At 70.0% G+C, this 13,424-nt stretch carries 15 protein-coding genes and 1 pseudogene; 8 read left to right on the forward strand and 8 right to left on the reverse strand.

Annotation, left to right across the window (positions count from 1 at the left end):
• Nucleotides 1–11: 11 nt before the first annotated feature.
• Nucleotides 12–533: a PadR family transcriptional regulator gene (locus ABD327_RS25190; RefSeq protein ID WP_344453343.1), complete on the reverse strand. Its 522-nt coding sequence runs from the start codon at nucleotides 531–533 to the stop codon at nucleotides 12–14.
• Nucleotides 534–691: 158 nt separating this feature from the next.
• Between ABD327_RS25190 and ABD327_RS25195 the strand changes: the two genes are divergently transcribed.
• The 3 genes from ABD327_RS25195 (at nucleotide 692) to ABD327_RS25205 (ending at nucleotide 2,598) form a co-directional block, all read left to right on the forward strand.
• A complete protein-coding gene (locus tag ABD327_RS25195; RefSeq protein WP_344453346.1) occupies nucleotides 692–1,174 on the forward strand; it encodes a SigE family RNA polymerase sigma factor in 483 nt (160 codons plus the stop codon).
• Nucleotides 1,171–2,118, forward strand: coding sequence for a hypothetical protein (locus tag ABD327_RS25200; protein ID WP_344453348.1), 948 nt, complete (start codon nucleotides 1,171–1,173; stop codon nucleotides 2,116–2,118). Before ABD327_RS25195 ends, ABD327_RS25200 begins: the two co-directional genes overlap by 4 nt.
• A 108-nt stretch (nucleotides 2,119–2,226) precedes the next feature.
• On the forward strand, nucleotides 2,227–2,598 hold the full coding sequence (locus tag ABD327_RS25205; RefSeq protein ID WP_344453350.1) for a VOC family protein: 372 nt from the start codon (nucleotides 2,227–2,229) through the stop codon (nucleotides 2,596–2,598).
• A 91-nt stretch (nucleotides 2,599–2,689) separates the two neighbouring features.
• Here ABD327_RS25205 and ABD327_RS25210 read toward each other — a convergent pair.
• Nucleotides 2,690–2,791 (reverse strand): annotated as a pseudogene (locus ABD327_RS25210) (LysR family transcriptional regulator); the annotation flags it as partial.
• A 236-nt stretch (nucleotides 2,792–3,027) separates the two neighbouring features.
• On the opposite strand from ABD327_RS25210, the gene ABD327_RS25215 reads away from it, so the two are divergent.
• A complete protein-coding gene (locus ABD327_RS25215) occupies nucleotides 3,028–3,543 on the forward strand; it encodes an alpha/beta fold hydrolase (protein ID WP_344453352.1) in 516 nt (171 codons plus the stop codon).
• A gap of 59 nt (nucleotides 3,544–3,602) precedes the next feature.
• Nucleotides 3,603–6,041: a DUF6042 family protein gene (locus ABD327_RS25220; RefSeq protein ID WP_344453354.1), complete on the forward strand. Its 2,439-nt coding sequence runs from the start codon at nucleotides 3,603–3,605 to the stop codon at nucleotides 6,039–6,041.
• 30 nt (nucleotides 6,042–6,071) lie between these two features.
• Here the strand turns inward: ABD327_RS25220 and ABD327_RS25225 are convergent, their stop codons facing one another.
• Both ABD327_RS25225 and ABD327_RS25230 read right to left on the reverse strand, forming a co-directional pair.
• Nucleotides 6,072–6,890: a GNAT family N-acetyltransferase gene (locus ABD327_RS25225; protein ID WP_344453356.1), complete on the reverse strand. Its 819-nt coding sequence runs from the start codon at nucleotides 6,888–6,890 to the stop codon at nucleotides 6,072–6,074.
• 75 nt (nucleotides 6,891–6,965) lie between these two features.
• Nucleotides 6,966–7,490, reverse strand: coding sequence for a MarR family winged helix-turn-helix transcriptional regulator (locus ABD327_RS25230; protein WP_344453358.1), 525 nt, complete (start codon nucleotides 7,488–7,490; stop codon nucleotides 6,966–6,968).
• An 89-nt stretch (nucleotides 7,491–7,579) separates the two neighbouring features.
• Here ABD327_RS25230 and ABD327_RS25235 point away from each other — a divergent pair, with 89 nt between their 5' ends.
• Nucleotides 7,580–8,506: an EamA family transporter gene (locus ABD327_RS25235; RefSeq protein ID WP_344453360.1), complete on the forward strand. Its 927-nt coding sequence runs from the start codon at nucleotides 7,580–7,582 to the stop codon at nucleotides 8,504–8,506.
• 2 nt (nucleotides 8,507–8,508) lie between these two features.
• Nucleotides 8,509–9,393: an SDR family oxidoreductase gene (locus ABD327_RS25240; RefSeq protein ID WP_344453362.1), complete on the forward strand. Its 885-nt coding sequence runs from the start codon at nucleotides 8,509–8,511 to the stop codon at nucleotides 9,391–9,393.
• Between the two features lie 56 nt (nucleotides 9,394–9,449).
• On the opposite strand, the gene ABD327_RS25245 is transcribed toward ABD327_RS25240, so the two are convergent.
• A complete protein-coding gene (locus ABD327_RS25245) occupies nucleotides 9,450–10,058 on the reverse strand; it encodes a TetR/AcrR family transcriptional regulator (RefSeq protein WP_344453365.1) in 609 nt (202 codons plus the stop codon).
• A 92-nt stretch (nucleotides 10,059–10,150) separates the two neighbouring features.
• Between ABD327_RS25245 and ABD327_RS25250 the strand changes: the two genes are divergently transcribed.
• Nucleotides 10,151–11,038 carry an NAD(P)H-binding protein gene (locus tag ABD327_RS25250; protein ID WP_344453367.1) on the forward strand — a complete coding sequence of 296 codons (888 nt, stop codon included), beginning with the start codon at nucleotides 10,151–10,153 and terminating at the stop codon, nucleotides 11,036–11,038.
• A 113-nt stretch (nucleotides 11,039–11,151) separates the two neighbouring features.
• Here the strand turns inward: ABD327_RS25250 and ABD327_RS25255 are convergent, their stop codons facing one another.
• The 3 genes from ABD327_RS25255 to ABD327_RS25265 form a co-directional block, all read right to left on the reverse strand.
• Nucleotides 11,152–12,243 carry an alpha/beta hydrolase gene (locus ABD327_RS25255; RefSeq protein WP_344453370.1) on the reverse strand — a complete coding sequence of 364 codons (1,092 nt, stop codon included), beginning with the start codon at nucleotides 12,241–12,243 and terminating at the stop codon, nucleotides 11,152–11,154.
• 261 nt (nucleotides 12,244–12,504) lie between these two features.
• On the reverse strand, nucleotides 12,505–12,888 hold the full coding sequence (locus ABD327_RS25260) for a TetR/AcrR family transcriptional regulator (RefSeq protein WP_344453372.1): 384 nt from the start codon (nucleotides 12,886–12,888) through the stop codon (nucleotides 12,505–12,507).
• Nucleotides 12,860–13,333 (reverse strand): ATP-binding protein, encoded by a 474-nt coding sequence (locus ABD327_RS25265; protein ID WP_344453374.1) that lies wholly within the window; start codon nucleotides 13,331–13,333, stop codon nucleotides 12,860–12,862. The genes ABD327_RS25260 and ABD327_RS25265 overlap by 29 nt, the downstream gene beginning before the upstream one ends.
• Nucleotides 13,334–13,424 lie beyond the last annotated feature (91 nt).

Genomic DNA, 13,424 nt, shown 5'->3' on the forward strand with positions numbered 1-13,424 from the left:
TCTCCGGGGGGTCAGGAGCGGACGTGGGCGGCGAACTGCTCGAGGCGGGCCGCGGTGAGCTCCAGCCAGCGCAGGTCGGCCTCGAGATGGAACAGCGCGTGGTCGCAGATGAGCTGGTCGGCGAGGTCGCCTTCGCTCTTGCGGCGGGTCAGCTCGCGCATCAGCCGCAGGTGCTCGGAACGCTGGACGTCCAGCAGGTCGGCGGCGTCCCGCCCGGTGAGCAGCGCCAGGACGACCTTGGTGTAGAGGGTGCTCTGCAGGTACGGCTCGGGCTTCTCCGGCTGCGTCAGCCACCCGGCCACATCGGCGACGCCCGCCGGGGTGATCGCGTACCGCTTGCGTTCCGGCCCGTCCCCGGGCTCGGACTCCACCTCCACGAAGCCGTTCTTCAGCAGCCGCGCGAGCGTCGAGTAGACCTGCCCGTAGTGCAGGGCGCGCCCCTGCCCGAACCGCTCGTCATAGGAGCGCTTCAGGTCGTACCCGTGCCGGGGCCCGGCTTCGAGAAGGCCCAGCAGGGCGAGACCGACGGACATGCCGCCCGACTATACACACGACGTATACATCGAGTGCATAGCCGACGTGAGGCCGGAGCCGGAAAGATCACCGAATCGCTGCTCGAGGGACGAAGCGGGAAGGGGTGGGCAACCATTGGAGGCGATGTGCCCATCTAGGGGTGCAGGAGGTCGCCCCTATGAGCAAAGAGTTCGAGGAGTTCGTCCGAGCACGGACTCCGGCACTGCTTCGCTCGGCCTATCTGCTGACCGGTGATCAGCAGCTGGCCGAGGATCTGGTGCAGTCGGCGCTGGCCCGTACGCACAGGTCGTGGGCCAGGCTCGACCGGGTGGGGAACGCCGAGGCGTACACCCGCAAGACCATGTACCACCTGCAGGTCGGCTGGTGGCGGCGCCGCCGGTTCCGGGAGAGCCCGCTCGAAGGCACCGACCGCGCCGGTCCATCCGTGGACCACGCCGGCCGGCTGGATCTTCGGCGGGCGCTGCTGCGACTCGCCCCGCGCCAGCGCGCCGTGATCGTGCTGCGCTTCTTCGAGGACCGCACCGAGGCCGAGACGGCCCGGCTCCTCGAGGTCTCGGTCGGCACCGTCAAGAGCCAGACCGCCAAAGCCCTCACCCGGCTGCGCCGCCTCATGGCGGCAGAGGAGGTGTTCACCCGATGAACGATCTGCGCGACGAACTGTCCGCCCTGGCCGGCCAGGCCGCCCCGGCCGATCTGCTGAACCGCGTCTACGGCACCTCCCGCAAACTCAGGCGCCGCCGCCAGGCCCTGGTCACCGGTGCCGGCGGCGGCCTCGCCGCAGCCCTGCTCTTCGGCTTCGCGCCCTTCGGCGGAACGACCTCCAAGGACGAGGTCGAGCCGCTGGTCACCCCTTCCGCTTCGGCCACCACACCTGTTCTGCCGCCGGACATGCAGCCGTTCCTGCCTCCCGTCACGCACAGCGGCGGCCGCACGACCGTGCCCGTGGTCCTCCAGGACGGCACCGAGGTTCGGTTCAGCTATCCCTCCGGTCTGGGTCTCCGGCTCTCCGGGATGGAGACCGGATACAACGTCGACGGCATGGAGATCGGCCTGAACGCCGCCGCCGCCATCAAGACTGATTCCCAGTACGTCCGAAACGTGACCGACGCGAGCGGGCAACAGCTGGAGCTGTGGAAGGAGCCCAAGGAACCGGGTAACGAGCATGACATCGACGTCTATGCGATCCGGGTCGGGGACTGGTTCGTCAGCCTGGGCGAGCTGGAATCCGAGACGGACCCCGACCCGTTCCCCGAGCTGCGCCGGTTGACCTTCTCCGTCGACCCCCGGGGTTTCCTCGAGGTCTCCGGGGATCCGTTGGCGACGGTCAAGCTGGGGAGCGCGAACGACTCCATCGAGATGGGACCCGTCGCGAGCCTGACCGTTCAGGGCTCTGAGACCAAGAGCCTGTACATCAGCCGGGTGACCGACTGCACCGGCGCCGACCGTGAGCGGGAAGGCGAACTGCGCGGCCCCATGGTGTGCAAGGACGGCGCGATAGTCCAGATCATCGGCACCGGGGACGAACAGAACTGGACCGAACAGGTCAAGAGCGGACTGCGGATCGAGTCCGTCAAGACGCCCTGACCACCACGGCGGTTCCAGAGATCGCCCGCGCGGGCGATCCCGGGACCGCCGCGCCTGGTGTGCGGAAAGTGCGGGTACGGCGTGGCGTCATCAGGGTAGAGGTAGCGCATGGCCTGCCGTATTACAGAGTTGGTGCTGGATTGTCGTGAGCCGGAGCGGCTTGCCAGGTTCTGGTGCGAGGTGCTGGGCTTCGTAGTGCTGGGGAGGGAGGACGACGATATCGAGATCGGCCCTCCGGAGGGGTCCGGCGGCCTTCAGCCCACTCTGCTGCTCAGCCGGTCCGAGGATCCCAAGAACGGCAAGTTGCGCCTGCACTTCGACCTCAACGCCACCGACCGCGACCAGGACGCCGAGCTCGAGCGCCTCCTCGCCGCAGGAGCGCGGCCCGCCGACATCGGGCAGACCGGCCAGGAGTCCTGGTACGTGCTCGCCGACCCGGAAGGCAACGAATTCTGCCTGCTGCGGACCCGCGTCTCCTGACAGTCGGCCATTCGAAAAACGCCGGCCTGTCCGCAGAGGCCATTCCCATCTGAGGCCGGGCCGCTCGCGGGTGGTCCGCGCTCAGCCGCGCGATTCTCTTGGACAGCGCCTGCTGGGAGATGGCGAGCGTGCCGGCCGCCCGCCCGAAGTGCAGTTCCTCGGCAGTGCGCACGAAGGCACGTACCTGCGCCATGTCGAGATCCACGGCTCTCCGCCATAGGCGACAACCGAAAGTTTTCGGCCTTGCTCGGCCGTTGTTGGATTTCGAGGCGGCCGCGAGGGTTGCATCCTCTCCATGCGAAGACTGATTCCCACGGGAGAAACGACGCGCACAAGCGGCTCTCCCCCGGCCGGGATCACCGACCTGCGGCTGCTGCGTACAGCCGGTTCCCTGACCGGCCGACGGATGCCGCCGACCGGAGGAGCACGATGAGCGCCACCGAATTCGCCGCAGCCCAGCGGACACGCGCCACCAGCGCAGGCGTGGACCCCCACGAGTATCGGCGCGTCACCGATGACCTCGCCTCTGTCGCCGACTGGGGCCCGTCCTTCCTCCGCACCGGACACGACTACCTCCAGCGCGCGGAGGACGCGGGATCAGCCCTCTCAGCGGGTGAGTACCTACTCGACTGGGAGAAACTACCCCCGCCGGTACGGGACATCATGACTCAGCGCACCGGAGGTGCCTACGCCGCCCAAGAGTTCGCACGCCATGTGGACCTCGCCGCCCTGGCACCCCGCATCGCGGCCCCGCTACTGGTCGTGGACGGCGACCAGGACGTCATCCCCGGCATGACGAACGGCAAGCCCCTGGCCCGTCTGGCGCCGCAGGGCATCTACCTGTCCGTGCCGCACGGCGACCACCTCCTCGGCAACGCGCGGCCCGACTGGCTGCCCCGGCTCAGCGACCACATCACGCGCACCCTGACGGGAACACCGTCATGAGCCGTTTCGCTGTTCGCCGCCATGATCGATGTGTCCGTCGGTGTTGCTAGCTTGCGCGCATGACTTTGCAGCGCGGGGTGGACGGCGCCACGTCCTGGAGCGACTGGTCGTCGCTGGAGGTCGGTGACGCCGGGCACCAGTCGGACGCCTGGCCTCCGGCCGATGTCGGGGACGGGCTCCTCGGCGGGTGCTCCGGATACTTCGGCGGGCAGGGGCTCGCCGGAACGGTCGCCAGGGCCGGTGATGGATGGTTGCAGGGCACAGGCTCATGGCGTCGTACCGTGGTGCGGTTCGAACTGCACGCCGCAGCGCCTGCGACCGAAGACGAGCCCTGGTGCGAGGCGGTCGAGACCCCTTATACGAGCCGAACCGGCGTCATCGAATCGTTCGAGGCCGATGGCCTGAAGTTCGAGCTGGACGGGGCCGGGATGTACCGGGTCCGGGTGTTGTTGCGGCGTGAGGACGAGCGGGATCGGTGGTGTCTGCGGTTCTGGCGGGTGACCGGGCCGGTCGAGCCGCCGCGGTGGCTCGCCAGGAGCGCGCCTGCGGTCGGTCTCGTACCCGCTGACTGGAGGAAAGCTCTTCCCGAACGTGTCTGGCAGCTGTACCGCACGGTGCAGGAGGAGGCAGCCGGCACCGATGCGCCGATCAGTCCGGAGCGCGCGGCCTCCCGGTATGAATCCCGGCCCTGGCCGCGCAGCAGAGAACTGGAGGAAGGCTGGCTGGACGCCGACCTGTGGACGGTGCCCGAACCGCTGCCCACCGGTCACGCGGACCTCGATCGGGAGAACCGGCGTGAATGGCGTGCGGCAGCAGAAGGCACCGCCAAAAGAAAGAAGAAATGGCGCAAGCTGTCCGAGCGTCTCGGCGTGCCGCTGCCTTCGAACCTACGTGAATCCTTCGCGCTGCTCGTCGCCTCCGGGCTACTGCACGCAGACGCGGAGGGATACCGTGTCGCCGCTACGCCCCCGCCGGCCGGAGATGTTCTGGGCCTGGCCTCCGAGCAGTGCGCCGAATACGCCGAGCGTCGCCACCGCGCCGGCCACCTGAGCCTGGCCGGAGACGTCTACGCCCTTGCCGCATGGAGCCCGGGACACACCATCACCGGCACCGCAGCAGAATTCGCCGACCGTCTCCTGATCAGCGTCGAGGATTTCTGTTCCGCCCTTCCCTATGTCCAGGAAGAAGGGCTTACCGTGCTGCAGCCGGGCCCGGACGACCCGATCACCCTCACCGCACGCAGCCGCTGGGACGACGAAGACCTCGTATACGGCGGCAGCGACGCGGGTGAGGGCGGTGAGGACGAGCACCACCTCCCCGATGACGAAGACACCGAGCTCCTGCGTGCACTGGACGCCCAGCAGGCCCGGCACGAGTGGCCCGCCGACAGCGATGCGACGTTCCCGCCCGTCCCGGACTGGGTCGAACATGAGGATCCCGACCCGGAAGCGGAGTTGGAGGAACGGCTCGCCGAAGCCGGGGAGTTCTTCGAGCGGCAAGACGCCGACGAATGGTGGGAGTCACCCGGTCGGGAGTACCCCGAGGAGGGGGCCGAGGAGTTCGGCTCGGCCGACCCGCCCCGCGCCGGGTTGTTCCGGTGCGACGGCCGAGTGATCGTCTGGCGGGACGGGGAACCACGGATCCTCGGCCGGACCGACCGCTGTGATCTCGTCCCGGAGGACAACTGCCTACGGGACGGGCCCGACGTCGCACTCGAGACGCCCTACGGCGTCGTCCTGGCAGCGTTCGACAAGGAGGACTTCGAGAACTGGCAGTGGGCCCAACTCGTCCGGCACGACGGCACAGTCCACATGCTCGGCGACACGATCCGGACGCTGCAGCGCAGCCGAGACGGCCGCAGCGTGGCGATCAGCACCCGGGACGACGTGGTCCGGCTACTCGATCTCGCGGACGGAAGCGCCCAGACGATGCCGGGCCTGGAGGACGACTTCTGGCTCCAGGTGATCGGGGTCTTCGCAGGACAGGTCTACGTCAACCGCTCCTCGGTCAACGGCCCGCCCTATCCGCGGTCATGGCGGTGGCGACCGGGGCACGCGCCCGAGCAGCTCGACGTTCTGCTGCAATGGGTCGATCCGATCACCGGCACGGCCCTCGCCGCCCGCAAGGACGGGAGGCTGCTCATCGCAGCCGACGGCACCCGGCTCCGGTTGCCGATCGACCCGTCGGCCGAACTCGCTCCGGGCGGGCGGCTGCTGTACACGATGCGCCGCGACCCGCATGCCCTGACGTTCTTCGACGTCCATGACCTGGGACGAAACCCGAGGATCGTGTGGCTGCCTCCTGACTGCGACCCCGAGTACTTCGGCGGTCCCGCCATGGTGTGGGAGGACACCCGGCATCTCCTGATCCCGGGCGTGGGCCACTCTGAGGAACCGCGGCCGGCCTACCGGCTGAACGTGCAGAGCGGAAAGCTCGAACGCCTTCCGGTCTACGGAAGGCCGGGCGACATCCCGCTCTTCGTCCAGCCGATGTTCTGAAGATGAAGGTCTTCGTTCAGAAGGCGCCGGTCAGCGGGGAGCGATGGCGTACTCGGTGAAAACGCCGCACGGCTGGAAACCGAGGCGGCGGTAGACGGGTTCGCCGTCTGACGACGCCTGCAGGACCAAGGTGCGGTAGCCCTCGTCGTACGCGGTGCGCATGGTCGCCAGGGTGATGGCGCCGCCGTACCCGCGGCGGCGGGCGGTCGCCAGGGTCGCGATGTTGTAGATCCCGGCGACTACCCCGTGGAGGAAGACCTCGGCGGAGCAGACGGGGCGGCCCTCGACGTAGCCGACCCGGTAGCGGGCGGGGCAGTCGGGGGCGAGGGCCCACTCGGCGGCGTCGGCGAAGAAGCGGCGCACGGTGGCGGCCGGCGGGTCCCAGTTCGCGGCCAGGACGGTCGAGTAGTCGGCGAGCTGTTCGGGGGTCGTGACCGGGCGGATGTCCAGATCCTCCAGGTGCGGCTCCGCCGGGGGTGCGAGCAGGCGCATCGACATTCCGCTCTCGGTCTCTGACGCCTGAAGACCGGCGTCTTTCAGGAGCGCGGCGAGATCCGTCGGTGTGGAGGCGGGGCCCACCCACCACGAGAAAGGGCGCCGGGTCGCGGCCAGGGCCCGGACGGTCTCGGTGACCCGGGCCGGTGCGGTGTCGGTGGTGAGACGTGCCGCCGCGACGATGTTGAAGGTGTCGTCGTCCAGGCCGCTGTCGGCGATCAGGAGGTCCTCCGTCTCCGTGACGGTCGGGCCCTCCATCCTGCGGTGCAGGTGACAGGCGTGCTCGGCGAGGTTGCGTTCCATCGCGACCAGCAGCTCGGGATCACTGCCGCTGGGACGCCTTACTTCGTTCATAGCGGTCATCGCACCATGTCCGCTCGCGGCTCGCACTCCGATTCTCCTCCGGGCGCCCCGCCCGCAGGCGGCCGTTCAGGTCTCGTCCGCCGCGTCGGCGTCGTTCACCTCGTCGCCGAGGCTGAGCAGCAGGGTGCGCAGGGTCGCGGCGAGGTCGGCCCGCTGGTGCCGGTCGAGTGCGGCGAGGATGCGCTGCTCGTTGGCCACGTGGGCGACGATGGCGCGGTCTACGAGGTCGCGGCCGGTGGGCGTCAGGGCGACGACGACGGTGCGCCGGTTCTCGGGGTCGACGTCGCGGGTGACGTAGCCCTTGGCGACGAGCCGGTCGAGCCGGTTGGTGACGGCGCCCGAGGTCACCATCGAGGAGCGGGCCAGCGCGCCCGCGGTCATGCCGTCGGGTGAACCGGCGCGGCGGAGGGTGGCGAGGACGTCGAACTCGCCCCGTTCCAGCCCGAATTCGCTGAAGAGCTTCTTGAGTTCGCGCTCGACGATCCGGGTCAGCCGGGAGAGGCGGCCGAGGACCTCCATCGGGGACGCGTCGAGGTCCGGGAGGGCGCGGGCCCACTGCTCGACGATGAGGTCGACGGCGTCACGCCCCATGAGAACTCCTCAACGTTGAACTGTTTGACATTAAGTTATCATCGGCATACGTTCCTCAACGTTAAACATTTCAACGCTGAGAGGTCATCATGGACACCGCGCCACGCACCGCGCCCGTCCAGGGCACCCTGGGAGTGACCGCGCTGACCGCGGCCGTGCCGATCAGCTGGGGCAGCACCTATCTGGTCACCACCGAGTTCCTCCCGCCCGGCCACCCGCTGGTGTCCGGTGTGATCCGCGCGCTGCCGGCGGGGCTGATCCTGCTCGCCGTCACGCGCAAGCTGCCGCACGGCAAGTGGCTGTGGCGCTCGCTGCTGCTCGGCACCCTCAACATCGGCGCGCTCTTCGCGCTGCTGTTCGTCGCCGCCTACCGGCTGCCCGGCGGCGTCGCGGCGACCCTCGGCGCCGTCCAGCCGCTCATCGTCGTCGGCCTGGCGTTCCTGCTGCTCGGCGAGAAGCCCACCCGCTGGCGGATCGGCTGGGGCCTGGCCGGAGTGGCGGGCGTCGGGCTGATCGTCCTGCGCGGCCAGGTCTCCTTCGACCTGCTGGGCGTCCTGGCCGGCCTCGCGGCTCCCGGTGCGATGGCCGGCGGGCTCGTCCTGACCAAGCTCTGGGGACGTCCGGAGGGCGTCGGCCCGGCGGCCTTCGCCGGCTGGCAGCTCACCGCCGGCGGACTCGTACTCCTCCCGCTCGCCCTCGCCGTCGAGGGGCTTCCGCCCGCGCTGGACCTCCGCGCGATCGGCGGCTACGCGTGGCTGTCCGTCGTCGGCGCCCTGCTCGCCTACCCGATCTGGTTCCGAGGCCTCGGCAGGCTGCCCGTGGTCGCCGTGTCGTTCCTCTCCCTGATCTCACCCCTGGTCGCCACGATCCTGGGCCGGGTGTTCCTCGGCGAATCCCTGACGCCATGGCAGGGCGTCGGGTTCGTACTCGCTCTGACCGCCATCTCCGCCGCACAACTGTCCCCTGACACCGTCCGTGGCCTGATCCGCACCCCCGCCACCGCCAAAGGAGAGTGAACGTGTCGCGCACCGTACTGATCACCGGAGCCACCGGAACCGTGTCCACCGCACTGGTCAACGCGCTGGAAGGGGCCGATGTGAACCTTCGTGCCCTCGTCCGCGACGAGTCCAAAGCGGACGGCCTGCGCAAGCGAGGCGTCGAGGTCTTCGTCGGCGACCTCGACGACGCGCGCTCGCTGCCGCCCGCCTTCGAGAGCGTGCAGGACGTCTGGCTGCTCACCCCGAACAGCCCGCGCGCCCCGGAGAACAACATGAACGCCGTGTGGGCCGCCCGCCAGGCCGGTGTGGAACGCATCGTGCGCCTGTCAGTCGTCGGCGCCGCACACGACGCGCCGAACCGCAGCGGCAGGCTGCACGCGCTGTCCGACCGGGAGACCGAACAGTGCGGCATGAACTGGACGATCCTGCGTCCGCACTGGTTCATGCAGAACCTGCTGAACGAGGCGGGCGACATCTCCGCCACCGGCACGTTCTCACTGAACCTGGCCTCGGCCCGGATCGGCATGATCGACGCACGCGACATCGCCGAGTGCGCCGCCCGCGTGCTCCTCGACACCCCGGACCACCACCACGGCCGGACCTACACCCTCACCGGCCCGCGCTCCCTGACGTTCGACGAAGCCGCCGAACACCTGGGTCTCGCTCTCGGCAGGCCCATCACGTACCTGCCGGTCGGCGATGACGCCAAACGCAAGACCCTGCTCGGCTACGGCGTCCCGACTTGGATCGTCGACATGCTCGAGGAGTACGCGCAGGCGTATGCCTCCGGCTGGGGCGACTTCACCACCGACACGGTCGCCGACCTCCTCGGCCGTCCCCCGCGCGGCATCACCGACTTCGTCCGCGACCACGCCGCGGTGTTCGCTCCGGCCGACGCCGACTGAAACCACGGACCGCCGCCTCCGCCGAAGCCGGGGACGCCACCCGCCGATCTCCTCGATCAGTTGCTCGCCGCCGGTCCCTGCGACGGGCGGGAGTCCACGACTCTGGCGACGAAGCCCGCCAGTTGAGCCCGCAGCCTTTCGCGCGGTACGCCCTCCTGGCCGACCAGGCGTTCGACGAGGTCGGCCCGGGTGGCGGCGAGTAGCGCGTGGGCGGTGAAGTCGCTGTCGGCCAGGCCGGGGATCTGCTCCAACACGGCTCGGAGCAGGCTGTGCCACCGCTCGTAATGTTCGGCTCGGTAAGGGCTGCCGCTCCCGGTCTCCTCCAGGGCCAGCGCAAGGCGGCGGTTGTCGAGCTTGAAGCACACGATGGCGTCGAGCAGGGCGGGCACGCGCTGGTGCGGCGGGGTGGCGGGGCCCAGAGGCGGCGGGCCCGTTTCGACGGCCTCCACGATCGGTTCGAGCCGCGCCTCGTACAGCGCGCGGAGCAGTCCGGCGCGGTCGCCGAAAGCGCGGAAGAGCGTTCCCTTGCCGACGCCCGCCGCCGCTGCGATGTCGGCCATGGTGACGTCCTCGGGGCTCTCGCCGCGGGCGAAGAGCGCGTCGGCGGCCGAGAGCACGGCCTCCCGGTTGCGGACGGCGTCCTTGCGTGGTCTGCGCTCGGGCACGCGGCTCCTCCATTTGCGAAACGGACCACGAGTCCGTATCTTCGAAAACGAAACGGACCCGGGGTCCGTATTCTACGAGATGGAGGATACCCATGTCCGCACCGACTTCTCCGACGGATCCCCACCGGCCCGGGCGTTCGGCGGGCGAGACCGCCGCCGCCCTGGTCATCGGCGCCACCGGCACCACCGGCAGCCGCATCTCCGCGCGGCTGACAGCCGCCGGTCACCGCGTCAGAGCCGCCGTCCGTCACGCCGCCCCGGTCCCCGGCGCGGAGCCGGTCCCCTTCGACTGGTACCGCCCCGACACCCACGACGCCGCCCTCGACGGAGTCGACCGCGTCTACCTCCTGCCGCCCGTGGGCGACCCCGACCCGGCGGCGACCATGCTGCCTTTCCTCCGGCGGGCCCGCGAGGCGGGCGTACACCGCGCGGTGCTCCTCAGCTCCTCGGCCGTCCCCGAAGGCGGCCCGGCGGTGGGAATGGTGCACCAGGCCCTCCCCGGCCTTTTCGAGCAGTGGGCGGTGCTGCGGCCCTCCTGGTTCATGCAGAACTTCACCGGCGAGCACGTCCACGCCCTCAGCATCCGTGAAGAGGGCGCCATCCTGACCGCCACCGGGAACGGCCGGGTCGGCTTCATCGACGCCGAGGACATCGCGGCCGTCGCCGTCCACGCCCTGACCGACGAACAGGCTCCCAACACCGACCTCGTCCTCACCGGGCCGGAGGCGCTCGGCTACGACGACATCGCCACGATCGTCACCGAGGTCTCCGGCCGTCCCGTCGTCCACCGCCGCCTGTCCTACGAGCAGATGCGCGATCGCCTCGCGACGCTGATGCCACTGGAGTTCGCCGCGATCCTGGCCGGGATGGACCTCGCCATTGCCGAGGGGGCGGAGGACCGCACCACTGACACCGTCCAGTGCATCACCGGACGACCCCCGCGCGCCTTCCGCGCCCTCTTCGAGAACGAGATGCGATGAGGCAGCCGGCACTCCGGGACGGTCAGCACGATCGAAGACCTGTCCTCGGTGCCGGGGCGGGGTGACGCCGCCAGGGGCTCGGGGCCGCCTGGCGGCGTGCGACCGGGGGTGGGTCAGGCGGCCGGGGTGAGGGCGGATTGGAGGCGGGGCATCAGGTCGATGAGGTCCTGGTACCAGCAGCCGGGCTCGTGGCCGCCGCCCTGGCAGTAGGGGCCCCAGTTCGCCCCGTTGCCGTAATTCTCGTAGTGGACGGGGATGCCGAGGGAATCGAGCTTGGTCTTCATGTGAGCGGATGAGCTCTCCAGCCACCACTCGCGGACGTCGTAGTTCCCGCCGTCACCGTTGCCGGTGTAGATGTGGACGCCCATGCCGCGCAGTTTCTCGGCGTTGGCGACCGGGTCGGCCTCGTTCCAGCGCCAGTCGGCGTTGAGCACCGGGTAGGGACTGCCGAAGAGGGCGTCGCTGTCCACCCCGGGGGCGTAGGCGTTGCCGTCGCAGCCGACCGTCCCGGAGGTGGAGCCGCACAGCGCGCCGCTCGCGTTGGTCAGGGAGGCGACCACGATCAGGCGCAGCCCCATCTGGTTGGCACCCATCTCCAGGTCTCCGGACAGGGAGGCGACCTGACTGAACAGGCCGGGGTGCCGCTGGGCGTAGTGGAAGGCTCCGAAGCCTCCCATCGAGATTCCGGCGATGGCGCGGGCCTGCTTGGTGGGAATCGTGCGCAGGTTGGCGTCGATGAACGGGAGCACCTGCTGGATGTGGAAGTTCTCCCAGTTCGCGGCCCCGGCGGCGGTGTTCTGCTTGAGCCAGTTGGCGTACCAGCCGCGGTTGCCTCCGTCCGGCACGACGGTGATCATGCCGGGCGTCCCCGCGAGCACGTCGTTGCCGTAGAAGGACGCGGACGGGTCGTCCGGCGAGCCGTGCAGGAAGTACAGGACGGGGTAGCGCTTGGCGGGGTTGGCCGCGTAGTCGCCCGGCAGGATGATCCGGATGTTCTGCTGTCCGGCCACCTGGGCGGACGTCACCGTGATCACGAAGTTGTCGTCGGTGTTGGTCGGAGCCGTGCTGGCGGCGCTCGTGACCTGGGTCAGCCCGAACCCGTCGGTCAGCGTCGGCCGCGCCGCGGCCGCCTGGCCGGCGGGGATGGGCGCCAGCAGGACGGCCGCGACCAGCACTCCGAGGACTCGCTTGAGGGGATTGGTCATGGTCAGGCCCCCGGGGTGACGGCCTGGGCGGCATTGAAGGCGGCCTGCTCCTGGCCGCCGAAGTTCGTCCCGACCGAGCAGGGGCCGGAGGCGGATCGATGTGGCCTCATGACCACTCCTTTAATAGACGTCACTGTATTTATGAAGGTAGCAGGCGATCTTCAAGCATCGGAAGGTACGGGGGGCAAACGGACGAACCCCGCGAAATCGCCCCTGGTCAGCGCACGTGCCGGTGGACGGCTTGGCGGATCTGCCCGGGTGTCATCGGGTCGGTCGACAGGCGCCGTGCAGCACGAGGCCTTCGATGAGCGCGTCGAGTTCCCGGGCGGCGGCGGCGTCGAAGTGGCGTTCCAGCGCCCGGCGGCCGCGCGCCGTCCACGCCTGGGTGACGGTCTTCAGAACCGGGTCGCGGACCGCCGCCGCGTACAGCTCGACGGCCTCCCACGTGCCCCGGCGGAGCTCCGGATCGATCGGGCGCGTCGGGGTGAGCAGCTGGACGTTCGTGCCGATGATGAACGTCGCCGCCGATAGTGATCGGCGCGACGTCCAGGGCGACGAGGCCGAAGTCGGCGAACGCGGGGCGCGGGATCCGTGAGCGGCGGTATCCGGAGGACGCTCATCGCGGGCTCCGCGAGAAGACGGCATGGACCCATTTGCCGTCGGCGGTGCGGGTCACTCCACAGTCGGCCGCGAGGGCCGCGACCAGAGGCAGGCCCCACCCGCCGAACGTGTGGTCGTCGGGGAGCGCGTCGATGCCCTCGAGGGTCAGTTCGGGCCGCCGCGCGGTCGGCACGTCCGGGCACGTGTCCCAGGCGCCGACCCATAGCGCTCCGGTGGCCGGGTCGAGCCGGGCCCGGAAGGCGATCTCAGTGTCGGGGGCGGCGTCGCAGGCGTTGCTCACGAGTTCGACGGCGGCGAGCAGGACGTCCTCGGCCAGGTCCGCCGGGACGCGCCAGGACGCGAGCCGCAGGCGCAGCAGGGAGCGGACCGTCGCCGGCACGTCGGGGGCGGGCCGGGTGAGGAGGTTCAGCTCGATCCCCGCGGCGATCCCCCGGATTCCGGCCAATGCCGCTTTCTCGTTCTTCGTCATTTCTTGTGACATCGTTCCCCTGTTCCTGCGCTTCTCGATGAATGCGCGAGCGGAACGATCCTGAAGACCTCCGGGCCCATTGAACAGGCGG

The sequence above is a fragment of the Actinocorallia aurantiaca genome, from assembly GCF_039533685.1.
GTDB lineage: Bacteria > Actinomycetota > Actinomycetes > Streptosporangiales > Streptosporangiaceae > Actinocorallia > Actinocorallia aurantiaca.